16 protein-coding genes are annotated in these 15,963 nt (G+C 45.6%); 11 read left to right on the top strand and 5 right to left on the bottom strand.

The window, feature by feature from the left end:
• Positions 1-69: 69 nt before the first annotated feature.
• Positions 70-387: an iron donor protein CyaY gene (gene cyaY, locus HGO23_RS18165; protein ID WP_099134221.1), complete on the bottom strand. Its 318-nt coding sequence runs from the start codon at positions 385-387 to the stop codon at positions 70-72.
• A gap of 82 nt (positions 388-469) precedes the next feature.
• On the opposite strand from cyaY, the gene lptM reads away from it, so the two are divergent.
• The 9 genes from lptM (at position 470) to HGO23_RS18120 (ending at position 8,181) form a co-directional block, all read left to right on the top strand.
• Positions 470-676, top strand: coding sequence for an LPS translocon maturation chaperone LptM (lptM, locus tag HGO23_RS18160; protein WP_169923014.1), 207 nt, complete (start codon positions 470-472; stop codon positions 674-676).
• Between the two features lie 40 nt (positions 677-716).
• A complete protein-coding gene (dapF, locus tag HGO23_RS18155) occupies positions 717-1,541 on the top strand; it encodes a diaminopimelate epimerase (RefSeq protein ID WP_209027434.1) in 825 nt (274 codons plus the stop codon).
• Between the two features lie 49 nt (positions 1,542-1,590).
• Complete coding sequence (locus tag HGO23_RS18150; protein ID WP_209027433.1) at positions 1,591-2,295, top strand: DUF484 domain-containing protein; 705 nt, start codon at positions 1,591-1,593, stop codon at positions 2,293-2,295.
• Positions 2,292-3,206, top strand: a complete 915-nt coding sequence (gene xerC, locus HGO23_RS18145; RefSeq protein ID WP_209027432.1) for a tyrosine recombinase XerC — start codon at positions 2,292-2,294, stop codon at positions 3,204-3,206. Before HGO23_RS18150 ends, xerC begins: the two co-directional genes overlap by 4 nt.
• Positions 3,206-3,922 carry a 5-amino-6-(5-phospho-D-ribitylamino)uracil phosphatase YigB gene (gene yigB, locus HGO23_RS18140; protein WP_209027431.1) on the top strand — a complete coding sequence of 239 codons (717 nt, stop codon included), beginning with the start codon at positions 3,206-3,208 and terminating at the stop codon, positions 3,920-3,922. The genes xerC and yigB overlap by 1 nt, the downstream gene beginning before the upstream one ends.
• Before the next feature lie 65 nt (positions 3,923-3,987).
• Positions 3,988-6,153 (top strand): DNA helicase II, encoded by a 2,166-nt coding sequence (gene uvrD, locus HGO23_RS18135; RefSeq protein WP_209027430.1) that lies wholly within the window; start codon positions 3,988-3,990, stop codon positions 6,151-6,153.
• A gap of 220 nt (positions 6,154-6,373) precedes the next feature.
• On the top strand, positions 6,374-7,324 hold the full coding sequence (gene corA, locus HGO23_RS18130; RefSeq protein WP_099134228.1) for a magnesium/cobalt transporter CorA: 951 nt from the start codon (positions 6,374-6,376) through the stop codon (positions 7,322-7,324).
• Between the two features lie 207 nt (positions 7,325-7,531).
• On the top strand, positions 7,532-7,759 hold the full coding sequence (gene vapB / locus HGO23_RS18125; RefSeq protein ID WP_047683259.1) for a type II toxin-antitoxin system VapB family antitoxin: 228 nt from the start codon (positions 7,532-7,534) through the stop codon (positions 7,757-7,759).
• Positions 7,756-8,181 (top strand): type II toxin-antitoxin system VapC family toxin, encoded by a 426-nt coding sequence (locus tag HGO23_RS18120; protein WP_099134229.1) that lies wholly within the window; start codon positions 7,756-7,758, stop codon positions 8,179-8,181. Before vapB ends, HGO23_RS18120 begins: the two co-directional genes overlap by 4 nt.
• An 83-nt stretch (positions 8,182-8,264) precedes the next feature.
• Here the strand turns inward: HGO23_RS18120 and rarD are convergent, their stop codons facing one another.
• Positions 8,265-9,155: an EamA family transporter RarD gene (rarD, locus tag HGO23_RS18115; RefSeq protein WP_099134230.1), complete on the bottom strand. Its 891-nt coding sequence runs from the start codon at positions 9,153-9,155 to the stop codon at positions 8,265-8,267.
• A gap of 301 nt (positions 9,156-9,456) precedes the next feature.
• Positions 9,457-10,272: a hypothetical protein gene (locus HGO23_RS18110; protein ID WP_209027429.1), complete on the bottom strand. Its 816-nt coding sequence runs from the start codon at positions 10,270-10,272 to the stop codon at positions 9,457-9,459.
• 175 nt (positions 10,273-10,447) lie between these two features.
• Here HGO23_RS18110 and HGO23_RS18105 point away from each other — a divergent pair, with 175 nt between their 5' ends.
• The gene (locus HGO23_RS18105) at positions 10,448-10,726 is read left to right on the top strand and encodes a SymE family type I addiction module toxin (RefSeq protein WP_244967842.1); all 279 of its coding nucleotides are present in this window, start codon (positions 10,448-10,450) and stop codon (positions 10,724-10,726) included.
• 141 nt (positions 10,727-10,867) lie between these two features.
• Positions 10,868-11,188: a SymE family type I addiction module toxin gene (locus HGO23_RS18100; RefSeq protein WP_209027428.1), complete on the top strand. Its 321-nt coding sequence runs from the start codon at positions 10,868-10,870 to the stop codon at positions 11,186-11,188.
• 325 nt (positions 11,189-11,513) lie between these two features.
• Here HGO23_RS18100 and HGO23_RS19850 read toward each other — a convergent pair whose 3' ends face one another.
• Positions 11,514-12,947 (bottom strand): RHS repeat domain-containing protein, encoded by a 1,434-nt coding sequence (locus HGO23_RS19850; protein ID WP_244967841.1) that lies wholly within the window; start codon positions 12,945-12,947, stop codon positions 11,514-11,516.
• Positions 12,948-13,222: 275 nt separating this feature from the next.
• Positions 13,223-15,952: a PAAR domain-containing protein gene (locus HGO23_RS19840; protein ID WP_244967840.1), complete on the bottom strand. Its 2,730-nt coding sequence runs from the start codon at positions 15,950-15,952 to the stop codon at positions 13,223-13,225.
• Between the last annotated feature and the right edge of the window lie 11 nt (positions 15,953-15,963).

Genomic DNA, 15,963 nt, shown 5'->3' with positions numbered 1-15,963 from the left:
CAGTAAAAGTGCCGTATTTGGGATACGGCACAAGATGTCGATTGTTTCACTGAAGGGATAAAAACTTCATTAAAACTGAAATGGCTCGCCACTCTGTTCTGTGATTGCTTGTGCCAGCATGGAAAGAAAATCGTTACCGCTACGGTCGCAAACCCACTTGTTATCCCGGTAATCGAAGTGATAACCGCCATTTTTAGTTGCCAGCCAGATTTGGTGAAAAGGTTCCTGGCGATTGATAATGATCTTGCTGCCATTCTCAAAGCTTAGTGTCATTACGCCGCCATTGGTTTCACAGTCAATATCTGCATCACCCTCATAATTATCCAGTTGTTCTTCAAGATGTAGCATCAATTGATCAGCTAATTGATGAAATTCGCTATCGTTCATATTCATTTCCTATTTGCTTTTCAGGGCCTAACTGCGATTATAGAGAGTATTGGCGTATGAATCACAGGCATTAATTATTATGATGAACAAACAATTCCGTTGGTCACTTGCTATCATAACATTACTCTCTATTGCGGGATGTGGCTTGAAGGGCCCTCTTTATTTCCCGCCAGCAGAGTCCGTTGCACCACAAACTTCATTGAATAAGGTGCAACCGACGGGCAATACTTCTCAAAATAACATCTCTAAAAACGATATTATTAAAAACAATACCTCAGCGAATGCTTAATAAGCCTAAGCAGGTGATGGAATTTCACTTGGAGTAGTATATGCAATTCTCCAAAATGCATGGTCTTGGCAATGATTTTATGGTCGTTGATGCAGTGACCCAGAATGTTTATTTTTCACCGGAATTAATCTGCCGGTTATCGGATAGACATACTGGTGTGGGGTTTGATCAACTGCTGGTTGTTGAAGCACCCTATGATCCTGACCTAGACTTCCACTATCGTATTTTTAATGCGGATGGCAGTGAAGTTTCTCAATGTGGTAATGGAGCGCGTTGTTTTGCTCGTTTTGTCCGTTTAAGAGGATTGACGAATAAACGTGACATTAAAGTTAGTACGCGGTCTGGTCATATGACGCTGAGTGTGACGCACGATGATCAGGTCTGTGTCAATATGGGCGAGCCAGTCTTTGAACCGCAGTCCGTCCCTTTCCGCGCTAACAAAGCAGAAAAAACCTATATTATCCGGGTCATGGATCGTACGGTGCTCTGTGGTGTTGTATCAATGGGGAACCCTCACTGTGTTATTCAGGTTGAGAATGTGGACACCGCAGATGTTGCAGTGCTTGGCCCCGTTTTAGAGCGTCATGAACGTTTTCCTGAGAGAGCGAATATTGGTTTTATGCAGGTCATGAATCATAACCATATCCGATTGCGTGTCTTTGAGCGAGGTGCCGGAGAAACGCAGGCGTGTGGCAGTGGCGCTTGTGCTGCTGTTGCTGTTGGTATCCAGCAAAATCTGTTAGATAAGCAGGTTCGCGTTGATTTGCCAGGCGGTTCCCTGAATATTCTCTGGGCTGGGTCAGGGCAGCCACTTTATATGACCGGGCCTGCAACTCACGTTTATGACGGCACAATTCATGTGTAGTTGATTCAGTGTGGCTGGAGTTATTTTTGAAATATGGGGCATTTGGAAAATGGGTAAAGAAAGCAAACCATTGCATACCGAAAACGAATTGGATGATCAGATAGTGGTGGATTATCTGCTGAATAACCCCAATTTTTTTATCCGCAATGCTAATGCGGTCGATAGAATAGAGGTTCCTCATCCAGTACGTGAATGTGTTTCTCTGATGGAATGGCATATGAACCGTCAGAGAAAACGAATCCGCTATCTGGAAGAAGATCTGATACATCTGGTGGAACAGGCAAAACAAAATGAAATATTGTTTAATCGCCTGTTGCAATTGCTTGCTGAACTTTCTGCTGCCGAAAGTTTGCAGGATTTTCTTTCCCGTTTAAGCTTATGGTCAAAAACACTGGGTCTGAGCAACTGCTATATTCGGTTGTTCTCTGACAAGTGGTTTCTTGGTGCCCCACTGAATGCACCGGATTTAGCGATATCCCGTAATGCTTTTGAGCCAGTCCGGATCCAACGATTCGGTGACAATAACCATTATCTCGGTATGTTACACGGCCCGGAAATTTTATTGTTGATGCCTCAGGCTCGTCATGTTGGTTCAGTTGCTGTATCTCTTTTAGGAGGACAGGGAGAGTTAGGCATGGTGATCTTCAATAGCCATGATAAACGGTATTATCACGAAGGGATGGGAACTGACCTGTTGGATCAGTTGGTGAAACTGTTGCCGGGGTTACTATCCCGTTGGATTGAACGAGTATGAGTCAGCCAATCGATTTATTCCTTGAGCCAGTAGAAGCCTTTTTGCACTATCTGCGAGTTGAGCGTCGTCTAAGTCCGATGACAATAATCAATTATCGTCGTCACCTCACAGCATTGGCAGAAATATCATTGGAAATGGGGATGACAGAATGGCAGTCTCTTGATGCGACTAAAGTCAGAATGTTCGCTACCCGTGGCCGTCGGGCTGGGTTGCAGTCTGCCAGTCTTGCACTGCGTCTTTCTTCCTTGCGCAGTTTTCTTGACTGGATGGTGACACAGGAAAAAATAGAGGCCAATCCTGCCAAAGTTGTCAGTACACCACGCAAAAAGCACCACTTACCCAAAAACATAGATGTGGACGAAGCTAACCAACTACTCAATATTGACCTGAATGATCCTCTGTCTGTGCGTGACAGAACAATGATGGAAGTCATGTATGGTGCGGGTTTACGCCTATCTGAACTGGTTGGCCTGGATTGTCGGCATCTGGATTTGGAAAATGGTGAGGTCTGGGTGCAGGGTAAAGGCAGTAAAGAGCGTAAAGTCCCGGTCGGAAGGGTTGCATTGGAGTGGTTGCAACGTTGGCTGGAAATGCGGGAGCTGTTTGAACCGGAAGATAATGCCGTTTTTATTTCCACTCAAAGTGGGAAACGGATCTCAGCCCGCAATGTACAGAAACGATTTGAACAGTGGGGTATTCGTCAGGGGATAAACAATCATATTCATCCCCATAAACTGCGCCATTCGTTTGCTACACATATTCTGGAATCCAGTGGTGATCTCCGGGCTGTACAAGAATTGTTGGGCCATGCAAGTTTATCGTCTACCCAGATCTACACCCATCTGGATTTTCAACACTTATCCAAAGTCTATGATGTGGCTCACCCTAGAGCAAAAAGAGGGAAACCATAATGCGTTTTTATCGGCCTCTCGCACCATTTGCTGCGATGACATTCGATCTGGATGACACACTTTACGATAACCATCCAGTCATCGATAAAACCGAAAAAGAAGTATTGTGTTTTATCAGGCAATACGATGCCAAATTCAGTCTTTTTGACAGCGAAGATCTGTATGTATATCGTCAGGCTGTTCTTGAGATGGAACCAGAAATTTACCATGATCTGACAGCATGGCGGCGGCAGTCCGCAGAACTGATGTTCAGCTACCACGGCTTTAACCGTGAGGCTGCTATACGTGGTGCGGATGAGATTATGTCTTGTTTCACCTATTGGCGTAATCAGATCACCATACCAGAATCGACCCATAACACCTTATCGGTGCTGGCAGAAAAAATGCCGCTGGTGGCGATCACCAATGGGAATGTTGAACTTGCTGAATGTGGTCTTGCCCGTTATTTTAAATTTGTTCTTAAAGCAGGGGTGGACGGACGTTCCAAGCCTTGTCCGGACATGTATCATCTGGCGGCTGAACGATTGGAGCTGCCAACAAATCAAATCCTGCATGTTGGTGATAATTTGAAGACAGATGTCGAAGGGGCGCTTTGCAGCGGTATGCAGGCTTGTTGGATTAATGTTGAAAATAAAAATCTGATGCAAGAGCCTGAAGGGCGGCTGGTTCCACATATTGAGATTTCTGACTTGGATTCTTTGATCTCACTGATATAATTTCAGACTATAATCCTGTATAAAAAAACAGCGACAAAAGTCATTGTTAACAACTGATGGTAATTATGGACGTCTCTTATCTGCTCGAAAGCCTGAATGATAAACAACGTGAAACCGTTGCTGTACCCCGTACCAATATGCTGGTACTGGCAGGTGCCGGCAGTGGTAAGACTCGCGTATTGGTGCACCGTATCGCCTGGTTACTGTCAGTTGAACATGCCTCACCTTTCTCCGTTATGGCAGTAACATTTACCAATAAAGCAGCAGCAGAGATGCGCCACCGCATTGAAAATCTGATTGGCACCAGTCAGGGAGGCATGTGGATTGGAACGTTTCATAGTCTGGCTCATCGTTTACTGCGCGCTCATCATCTGGATGCCAACTTGCCGCAGGATTTTCAGATTCTGGACAGTGAAGATCAGCACCGTCTGATTAAACGTATCGTCAAAGCGATGAATCTGGATGACAAACAGTGGCCTGCGCGTCAGGGTATGTGGTACATCAACGGCAAAAAAGATGAGGGATTGCGCCCTCAGCACATTGAAAGTTACGGCAATCCGGTGGAAGCAACATGGCTGAAAATTTATCAGGCCTATCAGGAAGCTTGTGATCGTGCCGGATTGGTGGATTTTGCTGAGTTATTGTTGCGTGCCCATGAGCTGTGGTTGAACAAACCGCAAATATTGCAACATTATCGTGATCGTTTTACTAATATCCTGGTAGATGAATTTCAGGATACCAACAGCATTCAATACGCTTGGATCCGCTTGTTAGCCGGTGATTCCGGTAAAGTGATGATTGTTGGCGACGATGATCAGTCTATTTACGGTTGGCGGGGAGCACAGGTAGAAAACATTCAGCGTTTCCTCAAAGATTTCCCGGCTGCGGAGACTATTCGTCTGGAACAGAATTACCGTTCCACCAGCAATATACTTAAGGCAGCTAATGCCCTGATTGCTCATAACAATGACCGACTGGGTAAAAACTTATGGACAGAAGGCAGCGAAGGAGAACTGATCTCACTTTATTCTGCTTTTAATGAATTGGATGAGGCGCGTTATGTTGTTAGCCGCATCAAGCATTGGTTGGACAACGGCGGAGCTTTGAAAGAGTGTGCGATCCTGTACCGCAGTAATGCCCAGTCCCGTGTATTGGAAGAAGCCTTGTTGCAGGCTTCCATACCTTACCGTATTTATGGCGGCCAACGCTTCTTTGAACGTCAGGAAATCAAAGACGCTTTATCTTACCTGCGTCTGGTAGCAAACCGTAATGATGATTCCTCCTTTGAACGCGTGGTCAATACACCTACTCGGGGGATTGGAGACAGAACATTAGATGTAGTGCGTCAGATGGCGCGGGATCAGCAGAAAACGCTGTGGGAAAGCAGTCTGATGCTGATTCAGCAAAAAGTGCTGGCAGGACGGGCCGCATCTGCCCTACAGCGTTTTATTGAGTTAATTGATGCACTGGAAACTGAAACACAAGAGATGCCACTACATATACAGACTGATCGGATTATCCGTGATTCTGGCTTATGGGCGATGTATCAGCAGGAAAAAGGCGAAAAAGCGCAAGCACGTATCGAAAACCTTGAGGAATTAGTCACGGCGACCCGCCAGTACAGCTATCAGGATGAAGACGAAGATTTGATGCCATTGCAGGCTTTCTTGTCTCATGCTGCGCTTGAAGCGGGTGAAGGGCAGGCAGATGCCTATCAGGATTCTGCTCAGTTGATGACCCTGCACTCGGCGAAGGGATTGGAATTCCAGCAAGTTTTTATTGTCGGTATGGAAGAGGGTATGTTCCCAAGCCAAATGTCCATTGAAGAAGGGGGGCGTTTGGAAGAAGAACGCCGTCTGGCTTACGTGGGTGTGACAAGGGCGATGGAAAAACTGACTTTGACCTACGCCGAAAGTCGTCGCCTGTACGGAAAAGAAGTGTATCACCGTCCGTCTCGTTTTATCGGGGAGCTACCGGCAGAATGTGTCACTGAAGTTCGCCTGCGGGCAACAGTGTCCCGTCCGGTGAATCATAAACGGTTGGGAACACCGATTAGCACTAATGACAGCGGATATGCCCTAGGACAGCGTGTCCGCCATCCTAAATTTGGTGAAGGGACGATTATCAATATTGAAGGCAGTGGGGAGCATTGCCGTTTGCAAATCGCGTTTCAGGGTGAAGGCATCAAGTGGCTGGTGGCTGCTTATGCCCGGCTTGAAACCGGCCAATAATAATCCGGTCGAATGTTGACAGGTTTTTTTCTTCTATACCCTATGGATTTCAAGTTGCGTTGCGGCGACAAGAGAGTGAATCCCTGAGAACATAGATAACTATTATGTGACCGGGGGGCACGAACGCAGTCAACAAAGAGGCAGTTTGAAATACGACAGGTATAAGCGTAACATTCGCGCCTTACGATAAACGTAGGGAGTATAAGGAGACTTATGGTACATGCTGAACGCATTTAAATTAGAGAATAATCGCCTGCTCCGTCTTGAACTTGAAGAAGGTGATAAGTTATCCGACTCCATGTGGGTAGATTTGGTTGGACTGGGAGATGATGATCGACTCCAAGTTCAGAACGAGTTAGGGCAAGCCTTGGCGACCCGCACTGAATTGGATGATATCGAGGCTTCGGCCCGTTTTTTTGAAGATGAAGACGGTATGCACGTCCACTCATTCTTCTATTTTGAAGACGCTGAAGACCATGCTGGCAACTCGACAGTCGCATTTACCATTCGTGACGGTCGTCTCTACACACTGCGAGAGCGTGAACTCCCTGCATTTCGATTATACCGAATGCGCGCCCGTAACCAGACTATGGTTGACGGGAATGCTTATGAGCTGCTGATGGATTTGTTCGAAACCAAGATCGAACAGTTAGCAGATGTGATTGAAAATATCTACAGCGTACTGGAATCCCTGAGCCGGGTGATTATGAACGGTAAACAAGGGGATGAGTTTGATTCCGCCCTATCGAATCTTGCTGAGCAGGAAGATATTGGCTGGAAAGTGCGCCTCTGTTTAATGGATAGCCAGCGCGCCCTGAACTTTCTTGTGCGTCGTGCCCGTTTGCCTGCTAACCAATTGGAACAGGCCCGTGAGATCCTGCGGGATATTGAATCCCTGTTACCGCATAACGAATCACTGTTTCAGAAAGTTAACTTCTTGATGCAGGCAGCGATGGGCTTCATCAATATTGAACAGAGTCGTATTATCAAAATTTTCTCCGTTGTTTCTGTGGTATTTCTGCCGCCAACGCTGGTGGCTTCCAGTTATGGAATGAACTTCAAATTTATGCCGGAGCTGAATTGGACATTCGGCTATCCTGCGGCCATTGGGCTGATGATTGCAGCAGGATTGGCTCCTTACCTCTACTTTAAGCGGAAAAACTGGCTGTAATAATTCCGATCTCCATTCTTTATAGCCGCTTTGCTAGTTATTTCTAAAGACCCCCCAGTTACATAGTCAGCTATATTTCTGGGGGCTATCTCTCGTTATACTACAACCTGAAAAGGTATATTTTCGTACTCGCATTTGTTCGTATATCGACCTGCTCTGAGTGTTGGCATATGCTATACATATGTTTCCCAGTGTAGGAGATTTCATATGAGAACTGTAGCTGTTTTTAAAAATGGTAATAATCGTGCTATCCGTTTACCTAAAGATCTGGATTTTGAGGGAGTGAATGAATTGGAAATTATCCGAGAAGGAGAGACCATTATATTACGCCCAGTAAAACCTAGCTGGCATTCATTTTTATCAGAGGATAAGGCGGACGAAGATTTTCTATCTGAACGACCGGATATTATTGAGGAAGGACGTTTTACGTTATGAAAAAGCTTTACATGTTGGATACTAACATTTGTTCATTCATTATGCGTGAGCCGCCTATTGCGGTGATAAACCAATTACAGAAATGTGTAATGAACAACTATCCAATTGTGGTATCTGCTATTACTTATTCGGAAATGCGTTTCGGGGCAATTGGGGAAAAAGCCTCTCCGAAACATGGTGTATTAGTGGACGAATTTTGTAAACGTTTGGATGGAATCTTATCGTGGGATAAATCTGCGGTGGACGCAACAACAAAAGTAAAAGTTGCTTTGACTTCTGCGGGCACATCAATCGGACATAATGATACCGCCATTGCAGGGCACGCCCTGTCTGTGGGAGCTATATTAGTAACAAACAATACCCGTGAATTTTCGCGTGTAATTGGGTTGCCTTTAGAAGATTGGACTGAAATATATCAATAAAATCATAATGAAATTAATCGAGAAACTGATCCAAACTTTCAATACAGTATTGGATCAGTTCTGAATTTACTAAAGATGATTGCCTACTTCCGCAAGCGGCGCTGCGTATAAAGCGCATCCAGCGTAAACAGAATCAGAGCAGCCCAAATAAAGCCAAAAGTGATCAAACGATCTGGCCCAATCTTCTCACCATAAACCAGAGTTGCTAACAAGAACATTATGGTTGGACCAAGATACTGGAAGAAACCCAGCGTGGACAAACGTAGATGTGCAGCCGCTGCGGTAAAAAGCAACAGTGGCACCGTCGTAATAATACCGGCTGCAATCAGCATCAGATTCAAGGAATAGGTATTATCTAACATGTTGCTGGTCGGGCTGTCGGTGAAGAACAGCAGATAACTCAGAGCGACAGGGAATACCCAGACTGTCTCAATTAACATGCCCGTTTGTGCATCCACCCCTAGCTTTTTACGGATCAAACCGTAGACGGCAAATGTTGTCGCTAAATACAGGCCAATCACAGGTACAGAGCCAAATTGCACGACTTGGATGAGTACGCCTGTAAAGGCTAAAGCCACGGCAATCCACTGTATCCGCCGGAACCGCTCACCGAGGAACATCATACCAAGTAACACACTCACCAAAGGGTTAATAAAATACCCCAGACTTGCTTCAAGAAGATGGTTATTATTGACTGCCCAGATATAAGTTAGCCAGTTACTGGTAATCGTGAAGGCAGTAAAACCTAACAATAGCAAGATTTTAGGTTGACGGACAACTACCCAAGCCTGACGCCAGTGACGAGTTACTGTCAACATCAGCACCATAAAAAATACAGACCATATAACACGGTGCGATACGATTTCATCGGGGGGAACATATTGTATGCTTTTGAAGTAGATGGGAGCTAACCCCCAAATCAGGTAGGCACCTAAGGCATACAGGATACCTTTGGCTGTCTGTGGTTTGTTCATAATATCCTTGAATGTTCAGAGAGTGTTCAGAAAAAGTGGGAAGAGCTTGTTAGATGTTAGCCCATAGAGCCGTACAATGTGTCACTGGGTTAAGTAATTTACAAGAAATTAATGATGTAAATAATAAAGAAAATTTCCCAATCGGATTTTTAGACAATTATGCTGAATAATAGTTTATTATAAAAATAATAAACTAGATTTATGCGGAAAACTCATTTATTACATAAGTAGTCTGAATGTTGGAGAGGATCTAACAGTGAACCACGTTGGCAAGCGATGTTGACATATTTACACTATCAAACTATCTGAATCCCATCATCGTTCTAATTGGTATTTCAGATTTATCAGGGCAATCTAGTCCTCGTATTTTGACTGCAAGATCGTTATTTCTCAACTCATTACATAGTTGTGCAATGTCTTTCGGAGTCCAATAGATATTTTTTCCATATCCTATTCTCTGAATTGGGTTTAATAAACTTTCCACACCACCCGCTGTTAATATTCTGGCAACTATTGTTGCGCAATTTTTACTGAAAGTACTATAGCTATGGCTCACATGATAGTTGCCATATGTTTTCCCAATATAGATTTCATTCTTTTTTGCCTGCATTTTTTCAACATCTAAGTTGATAAGCAAATATTCCAGATGGGGTTGTAGTATAAAATCTTTCTGAATATTACCGAAGGTTCCTGCAAATGATAAGCCTCCTTGATACCTGTTGGGATCAGAATAGAAACTGACATAATTATTATCTGTTGGAGATGGTGGATGCTGTATGGATGTTGAAGGCCAATCTCTTTCAGTAACGTTGTAAGGAGCAGGAGAACCGGCACCCCGTGAGAAGATAGAACCCCTTGAAGGACTTCTTTCATGTCTTGAAAAAATGGAAGAAGCTGAACGTCTCCTTTCAGTTGGTGGTATGGGGCTTGCTGGTGTGGAATTTGGCGGCGTTGGGGGTTCCGTAACCCCAATTGGCCAGGGGCATCTGGGTACTCCACCAATATAGATAGAGGCATGCCCTGCAACAAATTTGTTGCAGGGATACCAAATATAGACAACGGCAGAGACGGGAGTCCCCGCGAGGATTTTTTGTTCTGCTTTGGTTCTTGGGGTCATAGCTTGTTCTCTGGCTGGTTTATTGATTGATGTTTCAATAAATAACTTTGTAAGACAAGTTGTTGCGACTTTTTGGTATTGCCGGAATTGGCGATTGTTAAGATGAGCGCGGTGTAATGACTGATGCAGTATGATTTATCATATACCCAGAGTGGTGGCTTGTTAATAGATAATTTTGGCTATTTGGGGGAGTATTTTAAATAAAACAGTCAAAACAGAACGTTATTACATCGTGGGATACGTGCCGCAAAATGGCAGGCCGAACCCCAGACCCGCGATAAATTTAACGGGAAGATGGCTTAAAGCGGTGGGCTTTGAGATTGGCGGCACACTCACCGTTAAGATTATGGAGGGCTGTCTGGTGCTCATTCCTGACAGCGATGACACCCGCAGCTTTAAACAACAATACCAGCGCCAGCAAGACGAGCTCAGTGAGATTAAGCTCAGGATGTGATTTGCCGCATTCTGGATATGGCAATCACACAAGAGAAGATTAAACAGGCAATTAATATCACACGCTGATATTTAACGCGTTCTGGCTGTGTTGGAGCACAACCAAAACGCTAACCACAAGCAACTAACAAGGAGTTGAATGATGGCTAAGGCGCATTCTAAGCAAAACCGTGCCGTAAATAAAGCCGCGAAAACAGAACGTTATTACACTGTGGGATATGTGCCGCAAAATGACAAGGCTAGCGCCCCGCCCGCGATACATCTTAAAGGGCAATGGCTTAAGGCAGCCGGTTTTGATATCGGCGGCACACTCACCGTGAAGATTATGGACGGCTGTCTGGTGCTTATTCCTGACAGCGATGAGACCCAAAGCATTAAACAACAGTACCAGCGCCAGCAAGACCAGCTCAGCGAAATTAAGCTGAGAATGCGGGAACTGATTGGCGACTACAACAGCAACTAAGGGCAGGGAATTAGCTGCTCTTAAAAAAGAAGAAAACCGGAAGATCATGGAGATCTTTCCGGCTTTTGAGCTGTAAATCAGTCACCACTAACCCTAATGGAACTGACTTGTATATTTTTTAATTTTTCGATTATTTTATTCAATTCGTCTTTTCCATCTGTGACTCTATTTTTCATTTCGGTTAGCTCATGAATAAAAGAAGCAGCATCCTTACTTTTTAACAAACAGTCTGTTTTGTAGTAATCTTTAATCTTGCTGAGATTTTTTGAACTACTCCATCTCGTTGAAGAAGAAAAAATGCTCGAATGTAAAATTTCACTCATAACTATATGAGTAACTTTACCATTAATTGCCGTAATATGTATATCAAGTCCCATAAAATCACATCGGTTGGTTTCAAATCTCTAAATACACTTTGTGGGAAAGAAGTAACCAAATCACCATTTGACTCAGTAACAACCCTTACTTTATTTAATATTTCTCCTTCTGGAGTTATACCGACATCTCTTTTCATAACTTTTTCATATATAAATCGGTCCCCATCACGAGTAATTCTATCTGGATTACGGAATACATCTCTTATCGTTGATTTGACATCAGCATTATTAAGAGTCCATTTGCTCTTATGAGACCAACCATCAACATTGCCAACATGCCTATCTTTAACATGCTGAACACCGTCTTTGGTTAAATTGATTTTTTTAGGAGGAAGAGAACACTTCGCTAACCCGAATGGATCAACCCAAGACAATGGATTATGCACATACCCATAAGGATTCACCCCGCCCAGCAGCCCGATGGGGTCAGGAGTCAGATACTGCCCCGCCACCGGCGAGTAATACCGGAACCGATTGTAGACCAGCCCGCTTTCTTCATCCAGCCACTGCCCTGCGAATTTTAGTCCCGGATCAAATTTTGAATTTTCTCCCGCTACTCCAAGACGTATTCCATACAGAGAATGCACAGGTTGGCGCCAGACCCGATGCCCTTGCGAATCAAACAACGCCAGTGGCTCCCCCGTTGGGGCACAGACTGCATAGTGAGTCTGGATTTTACCCGCAATCAATTCATCACGGTTTTCAGGATCAGGCGTGAAAAACTGAACCTGCTGCGCCAGTAACTGCCAGCTATCAAACACCAGATGACGGATACTGTACAATCGGTTGTGCCGATACTCGCGGATTTCTGCCGGCACATCGCCATCCCACAAATACGTTGTGCTCATTCCGGCTTGCTGGCAAATTTTCTCAGTTCGCCGCCCAAAAGCATCATAGCGATAATCCCACTGCTGGCCGCCCGGTGTCAGCACGCCGATGAGTTGATTCTGGCTGTTCCAGCGGAACTTGGTCAACTGAGAACGATGGCCTTCCTGCCACAACTGCATGGCAGTCATCCGCCCCGCATCATCATACTCAAACAGATGCTGGCCGAGCTGGCGTAACCGGTGCCCTTTCTGGTAGAGCCGTTCCCCGTCAATTTCATTGATGCCGTCAAAACGGCGGGATGGGTAACCGCAGGCATCATATTGATAATGTTCCCGCAACCGATCACCATCACTGACTGAGGTCACTTGTCCATTACCATTAACCACATAACGTAACCATTGCCGCTCATCATTCGCCGCCACCAGGTTAAGTGCGTCGTCATAACGATATTCGCGATCTAATCCTGCTAATGTCGGTTGCGGGATATCTGCCACTTCATGAGCAGCAAAAAACTCAGTGTTACGTCCGGCACGTTGGGAAGTGAGCAGCCCCATTAACGAGTGCTCCTGACGCAGGATAAAGCCCTTATCAGACTGGCGATGCCATTCGTTTCTATCCTTATCCCGCTCAAAGGTCAGAGAATGGTCACCATTGATTGCCAGTAAATTCAGCTCTCCAACTTTATTAACAGTGGTTTTTGCCTGCCAAAGTCGGCCATCGGGTGTATGAAGTTGCCTTTCTGTTGTAGCGTTATTGGGATATTCATGGCGAATTTCCCCGTGTGGCTGGGTTTCCCGAATAATACGGCCTTGCTCATCGTATTCGAATGTTAAAGGAGTAGTATCAGGTGCTGTACTTCCAGCAGACGTCCGATGAGGTCATAGCTGTAGTTGGTGGTTCCTTCCGGTGTATGTACGGCTGTCAGCCGTTGTGCGGCATCGTATTTGTAGCGAGTGATATTGCCTAGCACATCACGCTTTTCAATGCAGTTACCGTTGAGATCATAAGCGTAGTGCCATTGGGTATCTGCATAGTCGGTTTCAGTAATCACCTGCCCGTCTGCATCCAGTGTATAGCGGTAGCTTTCCCCTTGTGGCGTGATAACTTCCAGCAATTGCAGACTGTCAGAGTCATAACGGTACTGCCAGCGGTTTCCTTCTCCATCCACACGTGCGAGAGGTAAATCAAATGGTCCGTATTCAATCTGCCATTTTACGCCGTGGGCGTCCGTCCATTCAGTCAGGTTGCCGTGACGGTCATGGCGGAAACGCTCAATACTGTTATTGGGTCGGTCACTTAAGGAAATGCGGTGATGACGATCATAATCCCAACGCCAAAGGGCACCACCGCCAGTAGTCATTCGGCGCAGGCGATCCTGACTGTCATAACCCAGTTGCAGGCTGCGGTTTTCTTCATCAAACAACTTAGTCAGACGTTGATGGCGGTCATATTCCCAACTGCGCTTATTGCCGTCACTGTCTTCTACGGCGGTTATCAAGCCAAACTCATTACGGGTCAGAGTGGTCTTATGCCCATCTGGTGCGATAAAACATTCAGGATTACCTTTATTGTCGAATTGTTGCCACCAAACTCGTCCGAGTGGGTCTGTCATGTTGATAAGGCGATCGGCATCATCATAGTGATAACGCCATATTGCACCGATGGCATTGGTAAAAGCGGTCACTAATCCGGTATCTGCGAGGTAATCAAGGGTAATAATTTCGCCTTGCGGTAAAATCTGGCGGCGCAAATTTCCCCATTCGTCGTATTCATAGCGCGTGACACTACCGCATGGTGTTTCCACCTGGGTTACTTGTTGCTCATCATTGTAATGCCAGGTCGTCGTATGGCCTTGTGGCGTGGTTGAATGGGTGATGCCCGGTTCATAGGAGAGATGAACCGGATAGAAACCACCAGAACCGATGCTATAGATACAGCGCCCCTGCTTATCGTAGACGTAATCCACCGCAGTTTGATCATGATCAGACCAGCGACTGATTAACCCTTGCTCGTTGTATTCATAAAACAGGTGATAGGTTTGTGTACTGTCTGCATCGGCCAGCCAGCCGTTATCGTGATAACCGTAACGCGCCAGCATTTCATTCAGGCCATTATCGGTACGACGGATCTCTTCCAGTAATCCATTTTCGTGGTACAGCAACACTAATTCTGGGCCATCGCTATGGGTAACCTTAACCAGTTGGTGTTGTTCACTGTAATGGAACTGGATGGTGTTATCGTTATTGTCGCGATATTCGGTCAGCCACAAACGTTGGGTGCTCTCTTTGTCTGGGTCAGCCTCCGTGGTTGTAGGGAAGACAGTTGTAGGAAAGACAGTCGCGGGGAAGGTAAAATATTTACTGATTAAGCTGTCGCGATCACTCAGGATAAGGCCTTGCTTATATCGGCTCAGTCTGAAATTGGGGTGTTCAGGGTTGATACTGTGGTCATAACTGGCTGGCAGGGCAAAGAAGAGTGAAGAGCCTTCGGTTGTCAAAATTTCTATTCGATCCCCTGTAACAAGGACACATTCGGAGAAGTTATCCAGCCAGTTTTCCCCTAGCAATCCGCGATGACCGGGTGACCAGCTGCGAATAAATTGCAGCGGTATCGTCTGCCCTAATTCGATATCGGTACGCTGGTCAAACAGAGCGCCGGTGGTAACGTCTATTGGATCGCCCGTAAAGAATTTCTTGACACTTTCCGTATAACGCTTCAGTCCTTTATTATGTTTGAAAGCATGTTTGGCACAACTGATGGTTTGGCGGTTGGCAATCTTTTTGGCTTGTTCAGAGACACTTCTGATTTTTCCAGCGGCTTTTTGAGCACCTTTTTTCGCACCTTCGATAGCCGCTTTCCGGCCTACTTTAGTAAATAGTTTTGCAAAGCCTTTTACGGCTCCTCGTGATGGCGGAACGAGAAATTCTACTGCAACAAGCAATGCACGCTGCCAGGCTGAAAACTCTTCTTGTATATCAAGGTATGTGCCCTGACCAGAACCAATAAAGACTTTGCTTGCACCACCTTTGATAGTTGAGCCACACTCCAGTTTATCCTTGATTCGTGCGGCGGGCTTTTCGTTGATAAAGACGCTTTCACTGCCCTGAGCGATGCGTGGCGCGGGGTGGTTTTTGCAGTCTGCTGTATCCACTTCCACACGCGCCGCTGGCTTGCCTTCAATAAAGACATTAGGTGAACCCGTGGTAATCATCCCGGCTGGCGGGTTACAACTATCGATAGCGTCTGTAACGGCTGAACTGGCTTTGCCTATTACATCACCCAACGCTATTGTCCCCAGCGTGCCGAGAGCCATAATGGCAACAGTCGCCAGCCCGCCGGTTGCACCTATCAGAAATGCAGCAGCTCCAAAAACCGCGGCACCGATCAACGCGCCCACAACCACGCCTGCAAGTGCCCCTAAAAAACTTTTATGCTGAATAGGATCACCCTCACGTGCAGCCGCAGGGCCAAGCTCTCGTGCTATCGGTTGAAGTTGCTTACTGGCATGAGTCGCACCTACCCGCGCAGTGCGAAGAGCAATTTCATCCATCAATCCCATAACTGACCTCC

The organism is Xenorhabdus budapestensis (genome assembly GCF_017743015.1).
GTDB lineage: Bacteria > Pseudomonadota > Gammaproteobacteria > Enterobacterales > Enterobacteriaceae > Xenorhabdus > Xenorhabdus budapestensis.
This window is presented reverse-complemented; position numbering and strand designations above follow the sequence as displayed.